The sequence below is a fragment of the Achromobacter arsenitoxydans SY8 genome (assembly GCF_000236785.1).
Classification (GTDB): Bacteria; Pseudomonadota; Gammaproteobacteria; order Burkholderiales; family Burkholderiaceae_B; genus Achromobacter; species Achromobacter arsenitoxydans.
The window spans coordinates 1-19,794 of sequence record NZ_AGUF01000065.1; the positions used below are offsets into that span (position 1 = coordinate 1).

Annotated in this window: 21 protein-coding genes; 11 read left to right on the plus strand and 10 right to left on the minus strand. The window is 66.5% G+C overall.

Features of this window, described 5'->3' with window-relative positions:
* Window positions 1-1,154 (minus strand): MFS transporter (locus tag KYC_RS20500; RefSeq protein WP_008165927.1); only part of this gene is annotated, 1,154 nt, incomplete at its 3' end.
* 75 nt (window positions 1,155-1,229) lie between these two features.
* Between KYC_RS20500 and KYC_RS20505 the strand changes: the two genes are divergently transcribed.
* From KYC_RS20505 to KYC_RS20515, 3 genes are all read left to right on the plus strand, one after another.
* Window positions 1,230-1,958, plus strand: coding sequence for an ArsR/SmtB family transcription factor (locus KYC_RS20505; RefSeq protein ID WP_008165929.1), 729 nt, complete (start codon window positions 1,230-1,232; stop codon window positions 1,956-1,958).
* A 143-nt stretch (window positions 1,959-2,101) separates the two neighbouring features.
* Entirely contained in the window at window positions 2,102-2,758 is a 657-nt protein-coding gene (locus KYC_RS20510) for a hypothetical protein (RefSeq protein WP_008165930.1), read from the plus strand.
* Window positions 2,759-2,987: 229 nt separating this feature from the next.
* Window positions 2,988-3,263 (plus strand): hypothetical protein, encoded by a 276-nt coding sequence (locus tag KYC_RS20515; RefSeq protein WP_008165931.1) that lies wholly within the window; start codon window positions 2,988-2,990, stop codon window positions 3,261-3,263.
* Between the two features lie 6 nt (window positions 3,264-3,269).
* Here the strand turns inward: KYC_RS20515 and KYC_RS20520 are convergent, their stop codons facing one another.
* The 3 genes from KYC_RS20520 to ypfJ form a co-directional block, all read right to left on the minus strand.
* Window positions 3,270-4,034, minus strand: coding sequence for a DUF1828 domain-containing protein (locus KYC_RS20520; protein ID WP_008165932.1), 765 nt, complete (start codon window positions 4,032-4,034; stop codon window positions 3,270-3,272).
* Window positions 4,031-4,567: a hypothetical protein gene (locus KYC_RS20525; protein WP_008165933.1), complete on the minus strand. Its 537-nt coding sequence runs from the start codon at window positions 4,565-4,567 to the stop codon at window positions 4,031-4,033. Before KYC_RS20525 ends, KYC_RS20520 begins: the two co-directional genes overlap by 4 nt.
* A 187-nt stretch (window positions 4,568-4,754) precedes the next feature.
* A complete protein-coding gene (ypfJ, locus tag KYC_RS20530) occupies window positions 4,755-5,609 on the minus strand; it encodes a KPN_02809 family neutral zinc metallopeptidase (RefSeq protein ID WP_008165934.1) in 855 nt (284 codons plus the stop codon).
* Window positions 5,610-5,693: 84 nt separating this feature from the next.
* On the opposite strand from ypfJ, the gene KYC_RS20535 reads away from it, so the two are divergent.
* The 4 genes from KYC_RS20535 (at window position 5,694) to bamC (ending at window position 9,172) form a co-directional block, all read left to right on the plus strand.
* Window positions 5,694-6,320: an L-threonylcarbamoyladenylate synthase gene (locus tag KYC_RS20535; protein ID WP_008165937.1), complete on the plus strand. Its 627-nt coding sequence runs from the start codon at window positions 5,694-5,696 to the stop codon at window positions 6,318-6,320.
* 69 nt (window positions 6,321-6,389) lie between these two features.
* Entirely contained in the window at window positions 6,390-7,037 is a 648-nt protein-coding gene (locus KYC_RS20540) for a site-2 protease family protein (protein ID WP_008165940.1), read from the plus strand.
* A gap of 87 nt (window positions 7,038-7,124) precedes the next feature.
* Window positions 7,125-8,030, plus strand: coding sequence for a 4-hydroxy-tetrahydrodipicolinate synthase (gene dapA, locus KYC_RS20545; protein WP_008165942.1), 906 nt, complete (start codon window positions 7,125-7,127; stop codon window positions 8,028-8,030).
* A 17-nt stretch (window positions 8,031-8,047) separates the two neighbouring features.
* Window positions 8,048-9,172 (plus strand): outer membrane protein assembly factor BamC, encoded by a 1,125-nt coding sequence (bamC, locus tag KYC_RS20550; RefSeq protein ID WP_008165944.1) that lies wholly within the window; start codon window positions 8,048-8,050, stop codon window positions 9,170-9,172.
* 192 nt (window positions 9,173-9,364) lie between these two features.
* Here the strand turns inward: bamC and KYC_RS20555 are convergent, their stop codons facing one another.
* The 3 genes from KYC_RS20555 to mutS all read right to left on the minus strand — a co-directional run bounded on the left by KYC_RS20555 (window position 9,365) and on the right by mutS (window position 13,691).
* Window positions 9,365-9,628 carry a hypothetical protein gene (locus KYC_RS20555; RefSeq protein ID WP_008165946.1) on the minus strand — a complete coding sequence of 88 codons (264 nt, stop codon included), beginning with the start codon at window positions 9,626-9,628 and terminating at the stop codon, window positions 9,365-9,367.
* Window positions 9,629-9,846: 218 nt separating this feature from the next.
* Window positions 9,847-11,040: a ribosomal protein uL16 3-hydroxylase gene (locus tag KYC_RS20560; protein ID WP_008165948.1), complete on the minus strand. Its 1,194-nt coding sequence runs from the start codon at window positions 11,038-11,040 to the stop codon at window positions 9,847-9,849.
* Window positions 11,037-13,691, minus strand: coding sequence for a DNA mismatch repair protein MutS (gene mutS / locus KYC_RS20565; protein WP_081478078.1), 2,655 nt, complete (start codon window positions 13,689-13,691; stop codon window positions 11,037-11,039). Before mutS ends, KYC_RS20560 begins: the two co-directional genes overlap by 4 nt.
* Window positions 13,692-14,291: 600 nt before the next feature.
* Here mutS and KYC_RS20570 point away from each other — a divergent pair.
* From KYC_RS20570 to KYC_RS20580, 3 genes are all read left to right on the plus strand, one after another.
* Entirely contained in the window at window positions 14,292-14,570 is a 279-nt protein-coding gene (locus KYC_RS20570; RefSeq protein ID WP_337999279.1) for an STY0301 family protein, read from the plus strand.
* A gap of 157 nt (window positions 14,571-14,727) precedes the next feature.
* On the plus strand, window positions 14,728-15,630 hold the full coding sequence (locus tag KYC_RS20575) for an aldose epimerase family protein (RefSeq protein ID WP_008165954.1): 903 nt from the start codon (window positions 14,728-14,730) through the stop codon (window positions 15,628-15,630).
* Window positions 15,631-15,733: 103 nt separating this feature from the next.
* Window positions 15,734-16,090, plus strand: a complete 357-nt coding sequence (locus tag KYC_RS20580; RefSeq protein ID WP_008165957.1) for a hypothetical protein — start codon at window positions 15,734-15,736, stop codon at window positions 16,088-16,090.
* A 127-nt stretch (window positions 16,091-16,217) separates the two neighbouring features.
* Here the strand turns inward: KYC_RS20580 and KYC_RS20585 are convergent, their stop codons facing one another.
* Together KYC_RS20585 and KYC_RS20590 are read right to left on the minus strand one after the other, a co-directional pair.
* The gene (locus tag KYC_RS20585; RefSeq protein WP_008165959.1) at window positions 16,218-17,231 is read right to left on the minus strand and encodes a zinc-binding alcohol dehydrogenase family protein; all 1,014 of its coding nucleotides are present in this window, start codon (window positions 17,229-17,231) and stop codon (window positions 16,218-16,220) included.
* Between the two features lie 38 nt (window positions 17,232-17,269).
* Entirely contained in the window at window positions 17,270-18,064 is a 795-nt protein-coding gene (locus KYC_RS20590; RefSeq protein ID WP_008165961.1) for an SDR family NAD(P)-dependent oxidoreductase, read from the minus strand.
* 112 nt (window positions 18,065-18,176) lie between these two features.
* Between KYC_RS20590 and KYC_RS20595 the strand changes: the two genes are divergently transcribed.
* Entirely contained in the window at window positions 18,177-19,079 is a 903-nt protein-coding gene (locus KYC_RS20595; protein WP_008165963.1) for a LysR family transcriptional regulator, read from the plus strand.
* Between the two features lie 32 nt (window positions 19,080-19,111).
* On the opposite strand, the gene KYC_RS20600 is transcribed toward KYC_RS20595, so the two are convergent.
* On the minus strand, window positions 19,112-19,633 hold the full coding sequence (locus KYC_RS20600) for a DUF6496 domain-containing protein (RefSeq protein WP_008165965.1): 522 nt from the start codon (window positions 19,631-19,633) through the stop codon (window positions 19,112-19,114).
* Window positions 19,634-19,794: the final 161 nt, after the last annotated feature.

Consider the following 19,794-nt stretch of genomic DNA (forward strand, 5'->3'; position numbering starts at 1 on the left):
GGCAGGGACAATCCTGACGCCTGCAACAACGTCCGCAGCAGGCCGAACAGCGCTGGCGCAAACGCGTAGGCGCCCTGCGACAGCGCGACGATCAACGGCACTACCCGCGCCGCATCCTCTCGCGCGAACTCCGATTGCGCGATTAAAGGCGGCAGGGATGTCGCGTTGCCGATGCCCGAACCGAACAGCACCACGCCCGCCCACACGGCCCAGGCGTGGTCCGCCGCCAGCATCAGCGTCAGCGATCCTCCGATTTGCACGGCATAGGCCACGCCGGCGACCATGCGCCGGTCCGCGTCCGGCGGCATCAGCAAGCCGACCAGCGTGCGGCCCGCGATGGCGCTGGCCGTAGCCAGACCCATCGCCAGTCCCGCGGTCTGCGCGCCCAGCAGTGGAGCCAGCAGCGAAAGCAGGTGCGCAATCAGGCCGATCTGGGCGAAGAGCCCCAGCGCCATGCCTGCTGCGAGGGTGAGAAAGGCGCGGTCGCACCACAGATTTCCGACCCGGGCGGGGGGCGTTGCGCCGAGGCTTGCGGATTCCGCTGGCGCATCGCCGTCGGGCGCCTGCCCCAGTTGCTGCGGCGTCACCGCAAACACCTTGCGCGACAACACCGCGATCACCACCACCATCGCCAGACCGACCCACAGGGCCGCCTGCGCGAAGCCGGCGTGCGCAATCAGGAACACCCACAGCGGCGAGAACACGATGCCGCCGACGCTGGCGCCGTTATAGGCCATGCCCAGGGCGGCTGGCCGCCGGCGGACGAACCAGGGTGCGATCAGCGCATTCACGGCCGCCGCGCCCAGGGTGACCCAGCCCATGCCGCTGAACAACGCCGCGGCGTACAGCTGCCAAGGCGACTGCGCCACGGCCCATCCGGCCACGCCCAGCGCCAGCAGCGCCGCGCCGCCCAGGGTCGTGCGGGGGATGCCGGCCCGCCGGTACAGGCGCGGCAGGTTGGCCACGACCAGCGTGCCCGCCAGGAAGTGCAGCGTGACGGCCCCGGACACTAGCGCGACACTCCAGCCGGTGCGCTGCGCCACGGCGTGCAGGAACACGGGCGGGCCGTAAAAACCCACGCCCCAGCCGAAGACGGCCAGGATGAACGTGGCGTAAAGGACTTTCCAGCCGAAGAATGGGGGGGAGGAGGGCATGGCGCCGGATGTCTCGTTGCGATGACTCGCAGTATGCTTACGGTTTGCACACAACACTTTGGCCGATAGCGAATCATGGAATCCGAATTCGCCGACATCAACCTGTCCGCCGTGGCCGGCGCCATCGCCGATCCGGCGCGGGCGCGCATGCTTTGCCTGCTGCTGGATGGCCGGGCGCGCACCGCCACCGAGCTGGCCGCGGCCGCCGACATCGGCGCGTCCACGGCCAGCAGCCATTTCCAGCGCCTGCGCGAGCAGGGCCTGGTTGAAATGGCCGTGCAGGGCAAGCACCGCTATTACCGGCTGGCCAACGGCGAGGTCGGCCATGCGCTAGAGGCCTTGCTGGTGGTCGCCGGCGCAGAACGCGCGCCGTTCAAGCCCAGCACGCCGTCGGCTCTGCGCGAAGCCCGGACCTGCTATGACCACATGGCGGGCACGCTGGCCGTGCGCATTCACGACGCCATGGTCGCGCGCCGCTGGCTGGCGCCCGACGCACGCGACTACGTGCTTACGCCGCTGGGCGAGGCGTCGCTGGCCCAGGTAGGGGTGGACGTTGCGCGGGCGCGCCATCGACGCCGCCGCTTTGCGTGCGCCTGCCTGGACTGGAGCGAGCGCCGCTCGCATCTTGGCGGAGCCCTGGGCGCGGCGCTGCTTGATGCGCTGCTCGAGCGCGGCTGGATCAGCAAAGACCTGGATTCGCGGGCGTTGAGCGTGACGCGCAAGGGCGAGCGGCAGTTTCCCGCCTTCTTTGGCCCGGCCGGCGAGCAGCCCGCCGCGCAAAGGGACTCGCATGCCGCGGCATAGCCTTTTCCTCGCCGCAACGCCCAGCGCCCGCCACACCCTCAGGCGGCGGATCCGCACACAACCATTCGAGCCGCGAATGCGGCTTTTTTTTCGTCTTTCCGTCCTACGTGGACGATTTTCTCAACCCTGTACAGGAGGTGGCCTTGCCTACGCTGGCCTTGCACGCGTTCCGTCATGTCATGCAGATCGTGACGGAATTGCGCATCGACGTTAACCATTGTCCGCAAGAGGTGGACAAGGAACTCGATGCCATCCATAACCGTATGAATCGTCCGCTGGACCGCTTGCATGGATTGCCGGAGGTCAAGACCGACATCCCTGGCATCGTGCTTCGCTATCGCGAAGCGGACGGCGAGTATTACGTGTATGTGGTGGACGTGCGCCGCGGCAGGCTGGCGGGCTATACCGTGTTCAATCGGCTGATCGAAGTGGGCCGGCGCGCGGATCCCCACGTGCGCGCGCCGCATTCCAAATACGCTCAGCCCTACCAGGGTATGGGGCTGGCCACGGCGGTCTATCGCTGGGGGCTGGACGCGGGGCTGTGCATCATCAGCGGCGCGCGCCAGTCGGTCGGAGCGCACCGGCTCTGGATGGGTCTGGCGCGCGACTACGAGCTTGGCTACGTGGACCTGCGGGGCAAGCAATTGAGCTATCTGGGCCAGACGGTCTGTCCGGGCCTGCAGGAGGACCTGCACACGCGGATGATCCTGCTGGGCAGGGGATGGTCTTTGGCCGATTACATGAGGGCGACAGGCATGAATCCGCGCAAGGATGCGCTTTCGCAACAGGCCTTAGGGTAATCCCCGCAGAACGGCGCCGGGCGGCGTGGCGCGCCCGTCCGGTGCTTGGCTCAGGCCGCGCCAGCGTTGGCTATCCGCCGAATGGCGGATTGCTTTCCCGGTATTTGAGAAACGGGGACGCTATTCTTTTGATGCAACAGTGTTTCCAGTTTCTGCTTGAGTTACAAAACTTATCCTAATTGTCATGGAATCAGGGAGTATGCTCGACAGCAGATAGAGGACTTCCGAAGTGCATCAGAACAATTTGATCTATAAGGGATACCGGCTAACGGCCAAGGTCTCCCGGGCCGGTGGCGCTATCCAGCTTGAGGCGCAGCCCAGCGGCCCCGTCTTCACCGCATCAATCACGGTGGTTCAGGCCGGCGCCGTCCAGGAAGGCGGCGACGAATATCCGGTTCCCCAGTTTGCCGAGGGCGGCTTTGTCTACAGCCCGCGCGAAGCCGTGCATGCGGCGATCCTGCATGGGCGCGAAATCGTCGACGGCCTGACGAACACGCCGTCCTGACGCGCGTCAGGCCGAAAAGACTTCTCGCCAGTCGCGGGTCTTGGCCAGCGTCTGCACCGTGGCCGACTGCTCCAGGATGGTCACGGCCTTCTTGAATTCCTCGGCCGACGCGCCGTCTTCCAGGATGACCATGCGCGAGTTTCGCGCGTCCGCCATCTTCACGTCGGACATCTTCCCGTGGGTCTGGTAGACCTGCGTCCAGTCCATTTTCTTGCCGGCCTTCAGGGCGATCGGTTCGATGTAGGTCAGCGCAGTGCTGCCGGCCGCACGCACCGCGAACGCAAAGTCCGCCGTATGGCCGCTGCTGCCCTTGGCGCGCGCGCCCTTGACCATGCGGTTCACGCCCACGCCTTCCGCCAGCGCGCGGCCCACCTGGGCGCGGAACCGCAGCTGGCTGAACCTGGGCATCCATTTCGCGCACTGGAACGACAGCGCCATCGCCAGTTTCACCGCGTCCCAGAGCGCTTCCTGCAACTGTTCGTTCGGACCCGACGCCACGATGGCGCCAGTCCGGTCGAAGTGCGCCAGGCTGACGCCGGGCGTCTCGTTCAGGATGTCGATACGCTTGGCCGCCAGGTCGATGCCGAAGCTGGACGCGTGCATCGCGGTCTCACAGGCATCGGTCAGGTAGAACGTCGTTTCGTCGGGGTGCGCGATGAAGAAGGCGGCGTGCTGGCCGTCCAAGCCCAGCGTCATCGGCGACACCGCGCGAATGGCATGCTCGCCGGCGGGAACGACGGTCCAGCCGGAGGCTTCCAGAAAATTGCTCATAGGATTAGTTCGATTTGGCGGCCTTTGAGGGGATGCGCAAAACCGCCTGCAAGCGTCAGGTTCGCTCGCGGCAGGAAATACTGCATCAGCGCGCCGATGGTTTCCAGGGCGGGCACGATGGGCTCGGCATAGCCTTCGCCTTCGTCCACCCAGATGTGTTCGTGGCTGCGGTCCGCGAGCGGCTTGCGGAACTGCGGCCGGCCCAAGCCCACCAGGCTGGTGTGGAAGGCGTCGTCGGTATCCACGCCGAATACGCGATGCGGGCCGACGAAAAGGCTGGCGCAAAAGGCCTCGGTCAGAAAGATGGTGGCTTGGCCGTGCACCGCAGTGCGCGCGCCCCGGTAGATCGTGCGGAAGATCACGTCTTCGCGGACTTCGCCCTTGATCCGGCAGGGGCTGGTGAATTCCATCCATTGGCTGGCCGCCGCGGCGGGCTTTGGCGTCCAGAGGACCGGCTTCACGGTTTCCTTGGGTTCGGCAAGAATTTCTTGCACCTCATCAACGGTGATTAACGGTTCGAACTTATTGGCCATGGAAACTATCTAGGGTCTTGGGTGTGCGCGCGGGTAATGCTTGCGCTTTGCAGGCGCTGCGGCCTGCCTCGGGGCGGGCGCGGCACGCGCGCGCTGCACTGCGAGGGGGCGTAATCTTACAAGATGAAGGCGGCGCAGGCTTGGTTGCTGTATGGATATACAGCTGATGGCTATTGAAAGGCACGCGTCAGAGCGTAGCGGCGCCAAACGTGTCGCATTGCTTGAGGCTGCCGCTTTCCAGGCCGCGCTTGAACCACCGAACGCGCTGGGCCGACGTCCCGTGGGTGAAGGCGTCGGGCACCACGTAGCCCTGCGTTTGCTTCTGCAGGCGGTCGTCGCCGATGGCCGTGGCGGCCGCCAGCGCTTCTTCGATGTCGCCGCCTTCCAGGATGTTGCGCGCCGCGTTCGCCCGCTGGGCCCATACGCCGGCAAAGCAGTCCGCCTGCAGCTCAAGGCGCACCGACAGCGCGTTGGCCTGCGACGGATTGCGGCGGCGCAGATTGTCCACCTGATCCGAAATGCCCAGCAGATGCTGCACATGATGGCCGACTTCGTGGGCGATCACGTAGGCCTGCGCGAAATCGCCGGGGGCCTTGAAGCGGTTCTGCAATTCATCGAAGAAGGCCAGGTCGATATACACCTTGCTGTCGCCGGGGCAATAGAACGGCCCCATCGCGGCCTGGCCGGTGCCGCATGCCGTGGGGGTGGCGCCGCGGAACAGCACGAGCTTGGGCGCCGCGTACTGGCGGTTGAGTTCTTTCTGGAAAACGGCCGACCAGACGTCTTCGGTTTCGCCCAGCACCTTCGACACGAAGACGGCCTGGGGGTCATTGGCCGGCGGGCGCGTGGCGGGCGCCTCCTGCTGTTCGGTGGCGGGCCCTTCCGCCATCTGCAGGACCACATTCGGGTCCACGCCGAAATACATGGCCACCAGCGCAAGTACTATCGTACCGATGCCGATGGTGCCGCGTCCGCCGATGCGTGGGCCACTGGAACGGCGGTCTTCCACATTGTCGCTTTGGCGCGAGTTATCGAGGCGCATGTTGTTTCTCCCGGCGGTTCGGCATTACCGCCATTTTGCATCGCCGCCCTATTGAGCGGCCTTCAAGAGTGTTAGGATAAACCCATGGCCCTGTTTCTCTCCATCCATCCCGCGAATCCCCAGCCCCGCCTGCTCAAGCAGGCCGCGCAATGGCTCAACGACGGGGGCCTGGTCGCGGTGCCCACCGACTCCAGCTACGCCGTCGTCGCACGCCTTGACGACAAGAGCGCCGCCGACGGGCTGCGCCGTCTGCGCGGACTGGATGAACGCCATCACCTTACGCTGCTGTGCCGCGACCTGGCCGAAATCGGCCACTTCGCGCGCGTCGACAACAAGCAGTACCGCCTGCTCAAGGCCGCTACGCCCGGTCCCTGGACCTTCATTCTTGAAGCCACCAAGGAAGTGCCGCGGCGCGTGTCCCATCCGTCGCGCAAGACCATCGGGATCCGCGTGCCGGACAACAGCGTCATCCTGGGGTTGCTGGAGCAGGCCGGGGCGCCGTTGCTGTCCACGACGCTCATCCCCAAGGACGAAACCGAGGCGCTGAACGACGCCGAGGACATCCGCGAACGCTATGACCACGACCTGGCGGCCATCATCGACGCGGGCGCCTGCCCGCAATCGCCGACCACGGTCATCGACCTCACCGGCGATGATCCGGTTGTGGTGCGCGTCGGTCGCGGCGATCCCGCCACGCTCGGACTTGTCTGATTCCTATCTTGTCTCCGCGTTGCGTGCCGGCGTGTGCCGGCGCGCCGCTCGTCTACAATCCGGTTCGCCATGAATGACATCATCCAAACCATTGCGGTCTACGCGATACCGGTCATCTTCGCCATCACCCTGCACGAAGCCGCGCACGGCTACGTGGCGCGCATGCTGGGCGATCCGACCGCCTATCAGGCGGGCCGAGTCAGCCTGAACCCGGCGCGGCATATCGACCCGATCGGCACGCTGCTCGTGCCGGTCGCCATTCTGCTGGCCTCCAAGCTGATGGGCAGCCCCGGCATGCTGTTCGGCTGGGCCAAGCCGGTGCCGGTGGATTTCGGACGCCTGCGCCGTCCCAAGAAGGACATGGCGTGGGTGGCGCTGGCGGGGCCGGCGGCCAACCTTTTCATGGCGATCCTGTGGGCGCTGTCGCTGCGCTTGTTCATCGAAAGCGGCCTGCAGGAAAGCTTCTGGTTCGAAATGGCCGTGGCCGGCGTCAACGTCAATCTGGTGCTGATGGCGCTGAATCTGCTGCCCATCCTGCCGCTGGATGGGGGACGCATCCTTTTCAGCCTGCTGCCCAACCGCCTGGCCTGGCAGTATTCAAAAATTGAGCCGTATGGGCTGGTGATCGTCATCGTCCTGCTGGTCACCGATGTGCTTTGGCTTCTGATGCGGCCGGTGCTGGGGCTGGGGACGACGATCGTCCAGTGGTTTCTGTAGGATTTCGGCCAATATCCGTTAAACTCAGCGGTTTCACTGATTCTGGCCCTGAGGCATCCCGCCGCGGGGCGCTGGAGCCCTATATTTATGGCATCCCCTGCAACCGCCGCAGGCGTTAATTTCCAGGGCAGCATGGTGGCCCTGGTCACCCCAATGCAGCCCGATGGCAGCCTTGACTACGCTGCCTACCGGTCGTTGATCGACTGGCATGTCCAGGAAGGCACCGACGCACTTGTGGTGGTGGGCACCACCGGGGAGTCGCCCACGGTCTCCATGGAAGAGCACGCGGAACTCATCCGCGTCGCCGTCGAACACGCGGCGGGCCGCATCCCGGTCATCGCCGGCGTGGGCGCCAACTCCACCGACGAAGCCATCCACCTGACCCGCCACGCCAAGGCTGTGGGCGCGCAGGCCGGCCTGTCGGTCGTTCCGTACTACAACAAGCCCTCGCAAGAAGGCCTGTACCGCCACTTCCGCACCATCGCGGAAGCCGTCGACCTGCCCACGATCCTGTACAACGTGCCTGGCCGCACCGTTGCCGACATGAGCAACGAAACGGTCCTGCGCCTGGCGCAGGTGCCGGGCATCATCGGCATCAAGGACGCAACCGGCGACATCGCCCGCGGCGGCCTGCTGCTGCGCGAAGCGCCGGCCAGCTTCCAGGTCTTCAGCGGCGACGACCCCACCGCCGCCGCCCTGATCCTGCTGGGCGCGCGCGGCAATATTTCGGTCACCGCCAACGTAGCGCCCAAGCTCATGCGCGACCTCTGTGCCGCCGCCCTGGCCGGCAACGTGCCGAAGGTCCGTGAACTTAATGCGTTCCTGGCGCGTCTGAACAAGGCTTTGTTCGTTGAAGCCAATCCTATCCCCGTCAAGTGGGCTCTGGCCGAAATGGGCCGCAGCGCACTGGGCTACCGGCTCCCGCTGGTCGAACTGGGGGCGCAGCATCACGCAACGGTGCGCGGCGCGCTCCAGGAAACGGGACTGCTTTAAATATCGTGAGGATACGTATGAACAAACGTCATGCCGGTTTGTCGGCATTGATGTCTCTGGTGTTGTTGGCCGGCTGCTCCGAGGTCAACCAATTCCTGGGCAATGAAGAATCCGTCAATTACAAGAGCGCCGTCACGCAACGCGGGGAACCGCTGAGCATCCCGCCGGATCTCACCCAGGCCAACGCCGACCCGCGCTATCGCGCGCCGGCGTCGGGCTCCACCACCTACTCGCAGTTCCAGCAGCAGGGCCAGGCCCAGGCCACCGCCCCGAAGAGCAGCAATGTGCTTCCCGGCCGCCAGGACATGCGCGTCGAGCGCGATGGCGACCTGCGCTGGCTGGTCGTGGACCGTCCGCCCGAAGACATCTTCCCGCGCCTGGTCGACTTCTGGACCGAAAACGGCTTCACCGTGGCCAGCAACAATCCCGCCGCCGGCCTGATCGAAACGGACTGGGCCGAAAATCGCGCCAAGATCCCGGAAAGCTGGCTGCGCCAGGCGCTGGGCGCCGTGCTGGAATCGGCCTGGGATAGCGGCGAACGCGAGAAATTCCGCACCCGCGTCGAACGCGTCAACGGTCACACCGAAATCTACGTCAGCCACCGCCAGATGCTCGAGAAGCGCGTCGGCGCGGACGGCGGCCAGGTCCAATGGCAAAACGGCAAGGAAGATCCCGGCCTGAACGCCGCCATGCTCGCCCGCATGATGGTCTACCTGGGTTCCGACGTCGACAACGCCCGCAAACTGGTCCAGCAGGCTGAAGCCTCCCCGCAAAAGCCCGCCGTGCAGCAGGACGTACGCACGCAGGGCGCCGCGCTCATCGTCAGCGAACCCTTTGACCGCGCATGGCGCCGTGTTGGCGTGGCGCTGGACGGCGGCGGTTTCGCCGTCGAAGACCGCGACCGCTCCGCTGGCGACTACTTCGTGCGCTACGTCGATACCGACACGGGCGAAAAGATGGAACAGCCGGGCTTCTTCAGCCGCATGTTCTCGGGCGACAAGAAGGCCCAGGCGCCGCAGTACCGTATTCACCTCGTCAGCAGCGGCGATCAGACGACGGTTTCGGTGCTGGACGCCAATGGCGCGCCCGACAGCAGCGCCACCGCCCAGCGTCTGCTGAGCGTGCTGAAGGACAAGATGTAGTAGTCGAGGCCCGCGCTCCGGCGCGGGCTTTCCCGGTCTCGGCCGGGCTCATCGAACCAACGAAAAAGGCCCGTAAGGGCCTTTTTCATGCGCGTTCGATATCCGGGGGGCCACGGCGTCCGCCGAGCCTTCCTGGCAGACCGTGTACCCGGGGCACGCACAATAAAAAACCCTGGCATATGCCAGGGTTCTTCACGTCTTCAAGGCGGGGGTTCGTGCCTGATTGATTACGACGCGGGGGTGGTCGATCCGCCCGGGGTGGTCGAGCCGCCTCCAGGCGTGGTGCCCGGCGTGGGAGCCGGTGCAGGGGACGTGGCCGGCGGCGTGGTGGACGGTGCAGGCGTGCTGGCGCCCGGGGCGGGGGTGGTCGCGGGCGCCGGGGGCATCTTCCTTCTTGTTGCAGGCGCTGAGCGCGACGGCCAGCACCGAGGCAATAATCAAGGTTTTGCTCATCATTATTTGAACTCCTATAGATGACGACTCTTGAAACCCCGTTAGGGGAAACCAGAATTCAGGCTACAGGAAGGTTCAGCGCCATCACGTATGAAAGTTAAAAAGGTGGCATCCCAAAGGCAACAAACCTTTCAGCTTCGTGTTATGTCTTTCTTGATGTGACCCGGCTTACAGACCTGATTTCTTTCTGTGCGACACGGATACGCCCAGGTTTCCAGATACTACTCAGGCCGATAATGGATCCATCCCGCATCCAGCCAGTCGGCCAGGCACGAACGGGCATCGTCAGATAGGCGCGCGCAGGCGGGGTCGGCGCAATCCAGGCTGCGCGCATCCGCCAGCTTGCGCAAGGCGGCATCGGCGGGAACCATGGCCGTTTCGCCGTTGATGAAGAGCTGCTTGCCGCGGTACAGCATGCGGCTGCGCCGATCGAGCATCAGGCGGCCGGACGCGGGCCAGTCTTCTTCCAGGTCCACATCCATGCCCTCGGGCGCATCGAACACGCTGAGGTTGCTGGGCTCGGTCAGCCAGCAGCCCAGGAAGCGCGAGGCCAGGGCGTCGTCAAAGCGCAGCTTTTCCACCGTTTCCAGCGTGGCGGCGACCAGGCCGTCGGGCAGGGCCGCAGGCGTGTCCACGGCCGGCTGGGCCGGGTCGCGGTAGATGGCGGTCAGCTTGGGGCCGGGCAGGGCGGGTTCGCCGTAGGGGCCGCCCAGGAGGTCGACGCGCGCCATGACCTGGTCGGCGGCCGCTTCCAGCAGGCCGCGCGCCAGCGTCGCCTGCGTGGGCGCCCGGAAACCGATGGAGATGGTCATGCAGCCGTCGCCGACCGCAATGCCGTCGTGGGCGGCCTGCGGGGGCAGGTAGAGCATATCGCCCGGGACCAGCACCGCCGTTTCCTCGGGCTGGAAGTTGCTCAGGATTTTCAGCGGCAGGTCGGGCGTGAGCGACAGGTCTTTTTGGCGGCCGTAGCGCCATTCGCGTTCGCCGGCGGCCTGCAGCAGGAACACGTCGTAGCTGTCGAAGTGCGGCCCCACGCCGCCGCCGTGGCTGGCGACGCTGATCATCACATCGTCCAGGCGGGCGTCGGGAATGAATCGAAAGAGCCCCATCAGCTCGGACGCCGCGTCGCTATGCAGGTCCACGCTTTGCACCAGCAGGGTCCAGTCGCCTTCGTTGTCCTTGGGCAGGCGCGCGAAGGGGCCGTTTTCCATCTGCCATTCGCCGTTCTCGCGCCAGATCAGGCGCGACTCCACGTCGTCGCGGCGCGCCAGCTTCTTGATGGCCGCAATGGTGAGCGGCGGCTTGAAGGCGGGAATGGCCTGACGGATCAGCAGCGGCTTCTTTTGCCAGTAACGGCGCATGAAGTCGTTCGGGCTTTGGTCGCCCAGCAGCGGCAAGGGTTGGTCGAGGTTCATTGGAGGTGCTTCTTCAGGCGGTAAAGGGCATCCAGCGCTTCGCGCGGGGTGAGGCTGTCGGGGTCGATGCCGGCGAGTTCCTCGCGCAGCGTGTCCAGCGCTTCGATGGCGTCCGAGCGTTCGGCCTGGGCGTAGGCCTGGGCATCGGCTTCGGCCGCGGCCGAGAACAGGCCGAGCTGCGGCGTGGGCGCGCCCTGGGCTTCCAGGCGTTCCAGTTCGCGCGTCGCCTGGCGGATAACGGCGGCGGGTACGCCCGCGCGCTGCGCCACCTGGATCCCGTAGCTGCGGCTGGCGGGGCCCTCGCGCACTTCGTGCAGGAAGACGATGCCGCCCGCCGATTCGGCGGCGGCCAGATGGACGTTGGCCGAAGCCGGCTGTTCGGCCGGCAGGCGGGTCAGTTCAAAGTAGTGGGTGGCGAAGAGCGTCAGCGCGCGATTGTGCGACAGCAGGCGGCAGGCGATGGCCCATGCCAGCGCCAGGCCGTCGTAGGTGGACGTGCCGCGGCCGATCTCGTCCATCAGCACCAGGCTGTTGGGCGTGCTGGCCGACAGGATGGCGGCGGCCTCGGTCATCTCCATCATGAAGGTCGAGCGTCCGCCCGCCAGGTCGTCGGCGGCGCCGATGCGGGTGAAGATGCGGTCGATCCGGCCGATCCGCGCGCGCGACGCGGGTACGAAGCTGCCGATGCGGGCCAGCAGCACGATCAGCGCCACCTGCCGCATGTAGGTCGACTTACCGCCCATGTTCGGGCCGGTGATCAGCAGCATGCGCCGCGCCGGGTCCAGGCGGCAGCCATTGGGCGTGAATCGCTCGATGGCGCGCTCGACGACCGGATGGCGGCCGGCCTCGATGTCGATGTCCGCCTGCTCGGACAGTTCCGGGGCGATCCAGTCGTGGCGCTGCGCGTGCTCGGCCAGCGCGGCTAGCGTGTCCAGCTCGGCCAGCGCCGCGGCGCAGTCGGACAGCGGACGCACATGCTCGGCCAGCACGTCCAGCAATTGTTCGAACAGCCATTTTTCTCGGGCCAGCGAGCGGTCCTGGGCGGACAGCACCTTGTCTTCCCAGGTCTTGAGTTCGGGCGTGATGTAGCGTTCGGCGTTCTTGAGCGTCTGGCGGCGGCGGTAGTCTTCAGGCACCTTGGCCGTCTGGCCCTTGGTGACTTCGATGTAGAAGCCGTGCACGCGGTTGAATTCCACGCGCAGGTTGCTGATGCCGGTGCGCTCGCGCTCGCGTGCTTCCAGCTGCACCAGGAAATCGCCGCCGTCGGCGGCCAGGCCGCGTAGTTCGTCCAGTTCGGCATCAAAGCCCGCCGCCAGCACGCCGCCGTCGCGGATGGCCACGGCGGGCTCGGCCGCGATGGCGCGCACCAGCAGCGCGGCCAGGGCGGGGTCCACCGACAGGTGCGACACCAGTTCGCCGATACGGGGCGAGGCCGCCATGGGCTCGACCAGGTCGGCCAGGGCAGGCAGCGCCTGCAGCGCATCGCGCAGGCTGGCGAGTTCGCGCGGGCGCACGGAACGCAGCGCCAGGCGGGCGGCGATGCGTTCGATGTCGGGGAACGCATTGAGCGCCGTGCGCAGGGCTTCCAGCACGCCGGCCGAACCGAAGGTCTGCTCCACGTCCATGCGGCCCGCGATCAGCGCCGAGATGGCCTGCTGGCGCGCCAGCGCCTGATCGTTTTCGCGCAGGGGATGGTGCAGCCAGCGGCGCAGCAGGCGGCTGCCCATGGGCGTGCGGCAGCCGTCCAGCAGCGAGAACAGCGTGGGCGAGTCTTCGCCCGCCAGCGTCTGCGTCAGTTCCAGGTTGCGGCGCGTCACCGGGTCCAGCAGCACGTACTGGCCGGGGCGCTCGGCCGACAGGCTTTGCACGTGCGCCAACGCCTGCGACTGGGTGCGCGCGGCATAGCGCAGCAGGGCGCCCGCCGCGCAGATGCCGGCCGGCATGTCTTCGATATCGAAGCCCGCCAGGGTGTCCGTCTTGAAATGCGCCAGCAGATGCGCACGCGCGCCATCGCTTTCGAAGTGCCAGTCCGGCACCCGGGAGCGCGCGCCTTCGAACGCAAAATCGAACTCGGCGCTGTCGGCGCAGACGATCTCGGCGGGCGCGATGCGGTGCAGTTCCGATTCCAGCTGGGCGGGCGCGCATTCGGTCACGCGGAACTCGCCACTGGCCAGGTTCAGCCAGGCCAGCCCGGCGCGCGGCGCGCGGGCGTTGCCGCTGACGAACACCGCGGCCAGCGCGCGGTCCGCCTTGGCGGGCAGCAGCGCATCGTCTGTCAGGGTGCCGGGCGTCACGATGCGCACGATGCGGCGCTCGACCGGCCCCTTGGACGCGGCCGGATCGCCGATCTGCTCGCAGATGGCGATGGATTCGCCCATGGCCACCAGCCGCGCCAGGTACTGTTCCATGGCGTGTACGGGCAGGCCGGCCATCGGGATCGGCGTGCCGTTGGACGAGCCGCGCTTGGTCAGCGTCAGATTGAGCAGGCGCGCGCCGCGCTCCGCGTCTTCGTAGAACATTTCATAGAAGTCGCCCATGCGATAGAACAGCAGCAGCGGTCCGGCCTCGGCTTTGAGGCGGAGGTACTGCTGCATCATGGGAGTGTGGCCCGCGTGGGCGTCGGCGGCGGTGTTTTGCATTGCTGAATTCATGCCCGTGATTGTATCGGGGCGGGCGAGGGTTCGCCGGGCCGGGGGGCGTCGATTTTGCCCTGGCTTGTCATTTTCGGGGTCAGCGTCGCTTGGCGTGTGTTGGTTCGGACAAGTCCGATAGCAGGATGGGCAGTGGCTAATGTCGGCGCTTGCCGATGCTTCCAGCAGCGAAAATTTTCACAGTGGATTCAGACAAGGCTGATCGACAGCGCTCTTTATATTCTGGATATTCGTCGCACTACCGTTGGATCGGGCGAAATCGTGTACGACGAGTCAAGCATTGCCATTGCGCTCGCGACTGTGCAATTGGCATTGAACCCCTGTCACGGTCCTCGCGCGTGCTGAAGCGCAACCTCCGCCAAAAGACGAAATGAGAGCTCTATCTGCCATTCTGGCAATAATCGCGGTCCTGTACGGATGCTCAGATGCGCCGAGGGGGCGATGGGAAGTTACTGCGCCGGTAAAAGTCTACGCAGACGATGACGATGCTGCCCCGGTTGCCTTTTTCCTTCGACCCGGAGACAAGTGTGCCTTAAGCGAGGCTTGGGACTATGACAAGGCGTTCAGGTTTAAACGCGTCTCGTGCAGCAGGGGCGAAGGGTGGATATTGATCGACAAGGATTTCAAACTGATAGCCGCTGCGCCCTGAATAAGCTGGCAATAGGGCCGATCGAAAATCGAGTCGCGTTGGCGCCCGAGCAGCCGCCCGGCGAACCTGGCGTGATGCGCTGGTCGCTGGATTCAGGGACGATGGCCTACATGAAGTGCCGCTACCGGAACTCGCGGCATTACCTGGTCCTGGTGGCCGAAGGCGCCACGCACTGTATCGCCAGGATGGCGCCCGAGCAGCTCTTTCAGGCGTCATGTTCCGGCCCCTGAGCCTTGCTTGCAGAATCAGGCGCGTGGCCAGGAGCCTGAGCACCGAATCTGAAAGGCTTGCCCATCAGCAAGATCGGGGCGCTCTTGCACTCCTCGCTGCCGCGCGGGCACAATCGCACGTCGCGGCGCGTGTCGATGCCGCCGGAGCCACTGATCCATGCCAGATATTTCCGTTCCCGCCGTTCTGGACGCCAGCGAGCGCGTTTCCATCGCCAGTGGCGCGCACCGGGCCGAGTTCGCGCCGGGCGGGGGCGGGCGGCTGACCCGGTTGTCCACCGGCGAGCATGACTGGATCGTGCCGCTGACCGCCACGGAATGGCCGGCGGGCAAGTGGCCGCGGGCGGGGTCGTATCCTCTGGCGCCGTATTCCAACCGGATCCGCGACGGCGTGTTCACGTTCAATGGCGCCCGGCATGCGCTGCAGTCGATGCCGGGACGGCCGCAGGCGATCCATGGCGCGGGGCTGTTCCAGGCCTGGCAGGTCCGCAACCAGACCGAAGACAGCGTCGATCTGGTCCTGGACCAGCCCGCGGGCGTGCTGGGCTGGCCCTGGCCTTTCGAATGCGTGCAGCGCTGGCGCCTGGACGGGCGCGGGCTGAGTCTGGCGCTGGCCATCGTCAACCGGGGCGACACGCCGATGCCGTTTGGCCTGGGCATCCACCCGTATTTCACGGCCCAGCGCGTGACGATGCATGCGCGGCGTATTTGGCCGGCCGATGCGAATGGCCTGCCGACCGGCAGCCAGGTGACGCACGTGCGTGAACTGCGCCAGTCCGCCGAGGGCTGCGATACGTACCTGTCGCAATGGCAGGGGCGCGCGACGCTGCATTGGGCGGATGGCCACGAGCTGGCGCTGCATGCCGATCCGGCGTTCGACCATGTCGTGGTTTACACGGCGCCGGGCGCGGACTTCCTGTGTGTGGAGCCGGTGACGAATGTGGCGGACGCCTTCAACCTGGCGGCGGCCGGCGATACGCGTACCGGGATGCGGGTGCTGGAGCCCGGCGAACGCTTCAGCGCTACGACCCTGCTGGGCCTTATGCCGCGGCGGGGCGCATAAGCCTGCTGCCGGGCGGCGGCATGACGCGCGTGCGCGCGGGGCTTGGTAAGCACGGTGCGCTCCGGTGATAATCCGGTCAAACCAGAAAACCAGGAGTCGTTACGTGAAAAAGCTCAGCACCGAACAATTGCAGGCCGCGGCCGAGACGCTCCGCCGGACGCAGGCCAAGCTGGCGCGCGCGGGCAATCTGCCGCTGGAACCCACCCTCTACGCCAGCGCCAAGGGCTTTCGCCGCAACGTGCCCGAGTACGTCTGGTCCTGGCTGTCGGGGCTGCTGGCGCCGCACAAGAGCCTGTCGTCCTGGATGGATACGCACCAGCCGGGCTGGCGCGAAGGCAAGACGCCCGCGGCCGTGGTGTATGCCCGCACGGAGAACGGCTGGTTCGACTGGCTGATCGCCGAACTGGAAGCCGAGATCAACGATCCGCACGCGCGCGCCAAGCGCGACGGGCGCGCCTGACGCAAGCGGCCCAGTCCGGGCGGCCGCGCCGCTTGGGCGCTGACCTGCGACCGCGCGTATGGGCCTTTGGCTGCCCGGGCAGGGCGGCCAGCGCACAGCCCCGCGCCGCCGCAGGCCATCCCCTCTGTTAGAACCCCTCCAGCACGATCTTCCCGCGCGCCTTGCCGCTTTCGATGAAGGCGTGGGCGCGGCGCAGGTTTTCGGCGTTGATCTTGCCGTAGTGCTCTCCCAGCGTGGTGCGCAGCGTGCCGTCGTCGATCAGGCGGGCGGCCTGGTTCAGCAGTTCGTGCTGGGCAATCATGTCGGGCGTGCCGTGCAGCGGACGCGCGAACATGAATTCCCAGTGCAGCGAGGCCGACTTGCCCTTGAGCAGCCGCACGTCGATGGCTACGGGATCGTCGATCAGTGCGATCTTGCCCTGGGGCGCGATCGCTTCCGCCATTTGCGGGAAGTGCTTGTCGGTCTGGTTCAGGCCGGCGATGTAGCTGACCTCGTTAAAGCCGATGCGTTTCAGTTCTTCGACCAGCGGCTTGCTGTGGTCGATGACGTGGTGCGCGCCCAGGTCGCGCACCCAGGCCTGGGTTTCGGGGCGCGAGGCCGTGCCGATCACGGTCAATCCGGTGAGCTGGCGGGCAAGCTGCACCAGGATAGAGCCCACGCCGCCGGCTGCGCCGATGACCAGCAGGCTGCGTTGGCTGGGGGCGGCGTTGTCCAGCACCTGCAGGCGGTCGAACAGCAGTTCCCAGGCGGTGATGGTGGTGAGCGGCAGGGCGGCGGCCTGCGCGAAGTCCAGGCTCTTGGGCATGTGGCCGACGATGCGCTCGTCCACGAGGTGGCGTTCGCTGTTGGCGCCGGGGCGGTTGATGGCGCCGGCATACCAGACGCGGTCGCCCGGCTTGAACAGGCTGGCTTTGGCGCCGACGGCGCGCACGATGCCGGCGGCGTCCCAGCCGATGATCTCGGGCTGGCCGTCCTTGGCTTTGCGGTTGGCGCGGATTTTGACGTCGACCGGATTGACCGAGATGGCGTGCACGTCCACCAGCAGATCGTGGTCGCCAGGCGCGGGTTCCGCGGCGGTGATGTCCAGCAGCGCTTCGGCGTTGCTGGCGGGAAGGTTCTTGTAGTACGCGATGGCTTTCATGGAATGGGCTCGGGACGATGTAAGGAAATGACAGGAGATCAGATGATGGAGCGGACGACGCCGCCATCCACGCGCAGCGCGGCGCCGTTGGTGGCGGACGCTTGCGTGGAGCAGGCGTAGACGACCATGTTGGCGACTTCTTCGACCGTGGCCAGCCGGCGCAGCAGCGAAGTGGGCCGGTGCTGGGCGACGAAGTCGCGTTCCATCTGCTCCTGCGTGACGCCCTGTTCCTTGGCCATTTCCGCGAAGAAGTCCGATACGCCTTCGGAACGGGTAGGGCCCGGCAGCACGGCGTTGACCGTGACGCCGGTGCCGGCGGTCAGCTCGGCCAAGCCGCGCGATACGCCCAGCAGGGCTGTCTTGCTGACGCCGTAGTGGATCATTTCGGCCGGGATCTGCACGCCGGATTCGCTGGAGATGAAGATGATCCTGCCCCAGTTGGCGGCCAGCATCCGCGGCAGGTAGTAGCGCGACAGGCGGATGCCGCTCATGACGTTGGTGTCCATCATTTCCTGCCAGTCGTCGTCGGTGATTTCCGTGAACGACTTGGGCGTGAACGTGCCGGCGTTGTTGACCAGGATGTCCACGTCCGGATGCGCGGCGCAGATCGCGGCCGCGCCGTCCGCAGTGGCCACGTCCGCCTGCACCGTGCTGACCTGGGCGCCGGGCGCCTTCTCGGCCAAGACTTGCGCCGCCCGGCCCAGCTTGTCGGCGCTGCGGCCGTGCAGCACGACTTGCGCGCCGGCTTCGGCCAGCCCGATGGCGATGGCCAGTCCGATGCCGCCGGAGGATCCGGTGACCAGCGCCTTCTTGTCCTTCAATTCGATTTTCATGGGTGACTCCATGCGTGTCGGGGGAATGACTGCATCATTACCCAGCCCGCGACACTGAAAAACGGGCTAGCATCGCAGTCAGTTTCAATAAATTTTTGAAAATGAGGCGGGAATGGTCCGATTCGAGGACTTGCGCATCTTTGTCGCGGCGACGGACCTGGGCAGTTTTTCGGCGGCCGCGCGCGAGCTGGACCTGACGCCTGCGGTGGCCAGCGCCGCGCTCAAGCGCCTGGAGCTTGAACTCGAGACACGGCTGTTCGTCCGATCCACGCGCAGTCTGCGCCTGACGGGCGACGGCGAGCGCTACCTGGAGTACGCGCGTTCGGCCATCGCCGCGCTGGAGGCGGGCAAGAACGCGATGGCGCGCGACAAGACCGGCATTGCCGGCACCCTGTCGGTGTCCATCCCTTCCGACCTGGGCAGGAACGTGCTGCTGCCCTGGCTGGACGACTTCCAGCAGCAGCATCCGCGCGTGAGCTTCCAGCTGCGCATCAGCGATCGCCTGGCCGATCTGTACCGGCAGCCCGTCGACATCGCCGTGCGCTACGGCACGCCCAACGATTCCGGCCTGGTGGCCTTGCCGGTGGCTGAGCACAACCGCCGCGTGGTCTGCGCGGCGCCCGCGTACCTGGCGCGCCACGGGGTGCCCCAAACGCCCGCGGACCTGCGCCGGCACAACTGCCTGTCCTTCGTGCTGGGCGAAACGCTGCACGACCGCTGGACCTTCGAGCGCGACGGATCGAGCGTCACCGTGCCGGTCAAAGGCGACCGCGTGGGAGACGACGGAGACCTGGTACGGCGCTGGGCGCTGGCCGGCCACGGGGTGGCCTACAAATCGCGCTACGACGTGCTGATGGACCTGCGGGCGGGCCGGCTGATCGAGTTGCTGGGCGACTACGCCAGCGAGCCGTCGCCGCTGTATCTGCTGTGTGTCCATCGCATGCTGTTGTCGCCCGCCGTCAGGCGCCTGCGAGAGTTTCTGCAAGAGCGCTTCCGGACCTTCGAGGCGGGATAGGCGCCGCGCTTCGCGCCCCCCGGCACGCCGGATCAGTGCGCGGCGTGCTGCTGCCCGCTGGCGGCCCGCTTGTTCGCCGCGCGCGTGCGCGCAGCCTTCTTGGCGGCGGCCGACCGGCCTGCGGCGCCTTTGGTAGCGGCGGCCTTGCGCGCCGCGGCCGAACGGTCCGCAGCGGTGCGCTTGCCGGCGGTCTTGCTGGCGTTGCGTGACAGGGCGGCGTGCGACACCGGCTTGGCGCTTTCCTTCTTCAGCGCCTTGGTGGTGGCCTTGGCGCGGGTGGCCGATTTTGCGTGGCCATCGTGCGCTGCCTTGCTGTCCTGCTCGGCCTTGCGTTTGGTGGCCGCGCTGGCCTTCTTCGGGGCGTCCAGCTTGACGCCCGCGCGGCGCGCCTTCGACAGTCCGATCGCAATGGCTTGCTTGGTGGATCGCACGCCGTGCTTGCCTTCGCGCACATGGTCGATTTCCTCGCGCACGAATTCGCCGGCCTGGGTGGATGCGGATTTTCCCTGTCGCTTATCGCGCGCGGCGCGTTCCAGGGTTTTTCGTTCAGGCATGACTACCTCCTTTGCTTCGCGTTGCAAAAGCGGATTCCGTCGCGAGCCGAGACCGCGCGACGGAACTCGTAACACCACTCTAGCGCCGCGGGGGTATCCTGTGTGTTCGAATGGATTGCCGGTCGTAAGCGCCGGAACAAGGCCAGCGCACCGACGATTCA

What these genes read in the sequence shown, in the direction of transcription:
- KYC_RS20505 (WP_008165929.1), top strand. Translation starts at nt 1,230, where the DNA reads ATGGAATCCGAATTCGCCGACATCAACCTGTCCGCCGTGGCCGGCGCC.
- KYC_RS20520 (WP_008165932.1), bottom strand. Translation starts at nt 4,034, where the DNA reads ATGAGCAATTTTCTGGAAGCCTCCGGCTGGACCGTCGTTCCCGCCGGC.
- KYC_RS20525 (WP_008165933.1), bottom strand. Translation starts at nt 4,567, where the DNA reads ATGGCCAATAAGTTCGAACCGTTAATCACCGTTGATGAGGTGCAAGAA.
- ypfJ (WP_008165934.1), bottom strand. Translation starts at nt 5,609, where the DNA reads ATGCGCCTCGATAACTCGCGCCAAAGCGACAATGTGGAAGACCGCCGT.
- KYC_RS20535 (WP_008165937.1), top strand. Translation starts at nt 5,694, where the DNA reads ATGGCCCTGTTTCTCTCCATCCATCCCGCGAATCCCCAGCCCCGCCTG.
- KYC_RS20540 (WP_008165940.1), top strand. Translation starts at nt 6,390, where the DNA reads ATGAATGACATCATCCAAACCATTGCGGTCTACGCGATACCGGTCATC.
- dapA (WP_008165942.1), top strand. Translation starts at nt 7,125, where the DNA reads ATGGCATCCCCTGCAACCGCCGCAGGCGTTAATTTCCAGGGCAGCATG.
- bamC (WP_008165944.1), top strand. Translation starts at nt 8,048, where the DNA reads ATGAACAAACGTCATGCCGGTTTGTCGGCATTGATGTCTCTGGTGTTG.
- KYC_RS20555 (WP_008165946.1), bottom strand. Translation starts at nt 9,628, where the DNA reads ATGATGAGCAAAACCTTGATTATTGCCTCGGTGCTGGCCGTCGCGCTC.
- KYC_RS20560 (WP_008165948.1), bottom strand. Translation starts at nt 11,040, where the DNA reads ATGAACCTCGACCAACCCTTGCCGCTGCTGGGCGACCAAAGCCCGAAC.
- mutS (WP_081478078.1), bottom strand. Translation starts at nt 13,691, where the DNA reads ATGAATTCAGCAATGCAAAACACCGCCGCCGACGCCCACGCGGGCCAC.
- KYC_RS20575 (WP_008165954.1), top strand. Translation starts at nt 14,728, where the DNA reads ATGCCAGATATTTCCGTTCCCGCCGTTCTGGACGCCAGCGAGCGCGTT.
- KYC_RS20585 (WP_008165959.1), bottom strand. Translation starts at nt 17,231, where the DNA reads ATGAAAGCCATCGCGTACTACAAGAACCTTCCCGCCAGCAACGCCGAA.
- KYC_RS20590 (WP_008165961.1), bottom strand. Translation starts at nt 18,064, where the DNA reads ATGAAAATCGAATTGAAGGACAAGAAGGCGCTGGTCACCGGATCCTCC.
- KYC_RS20595 (WP_008165963.1), top strand. Translation starts at nt 18,177, where the DNA reads ATGGTCCGATTCGAGGACTTGCGCATCTTTGTCGCGGCGACGGACCTG.
- KYC_RS20600 (WP_008165965.1), bottom strand. Translation starts at nt 19,633, where the DNA reads ATGCCTGAACGAAAAACCCTGGAACGCGCCGCGCGCGATAAGCGACAG.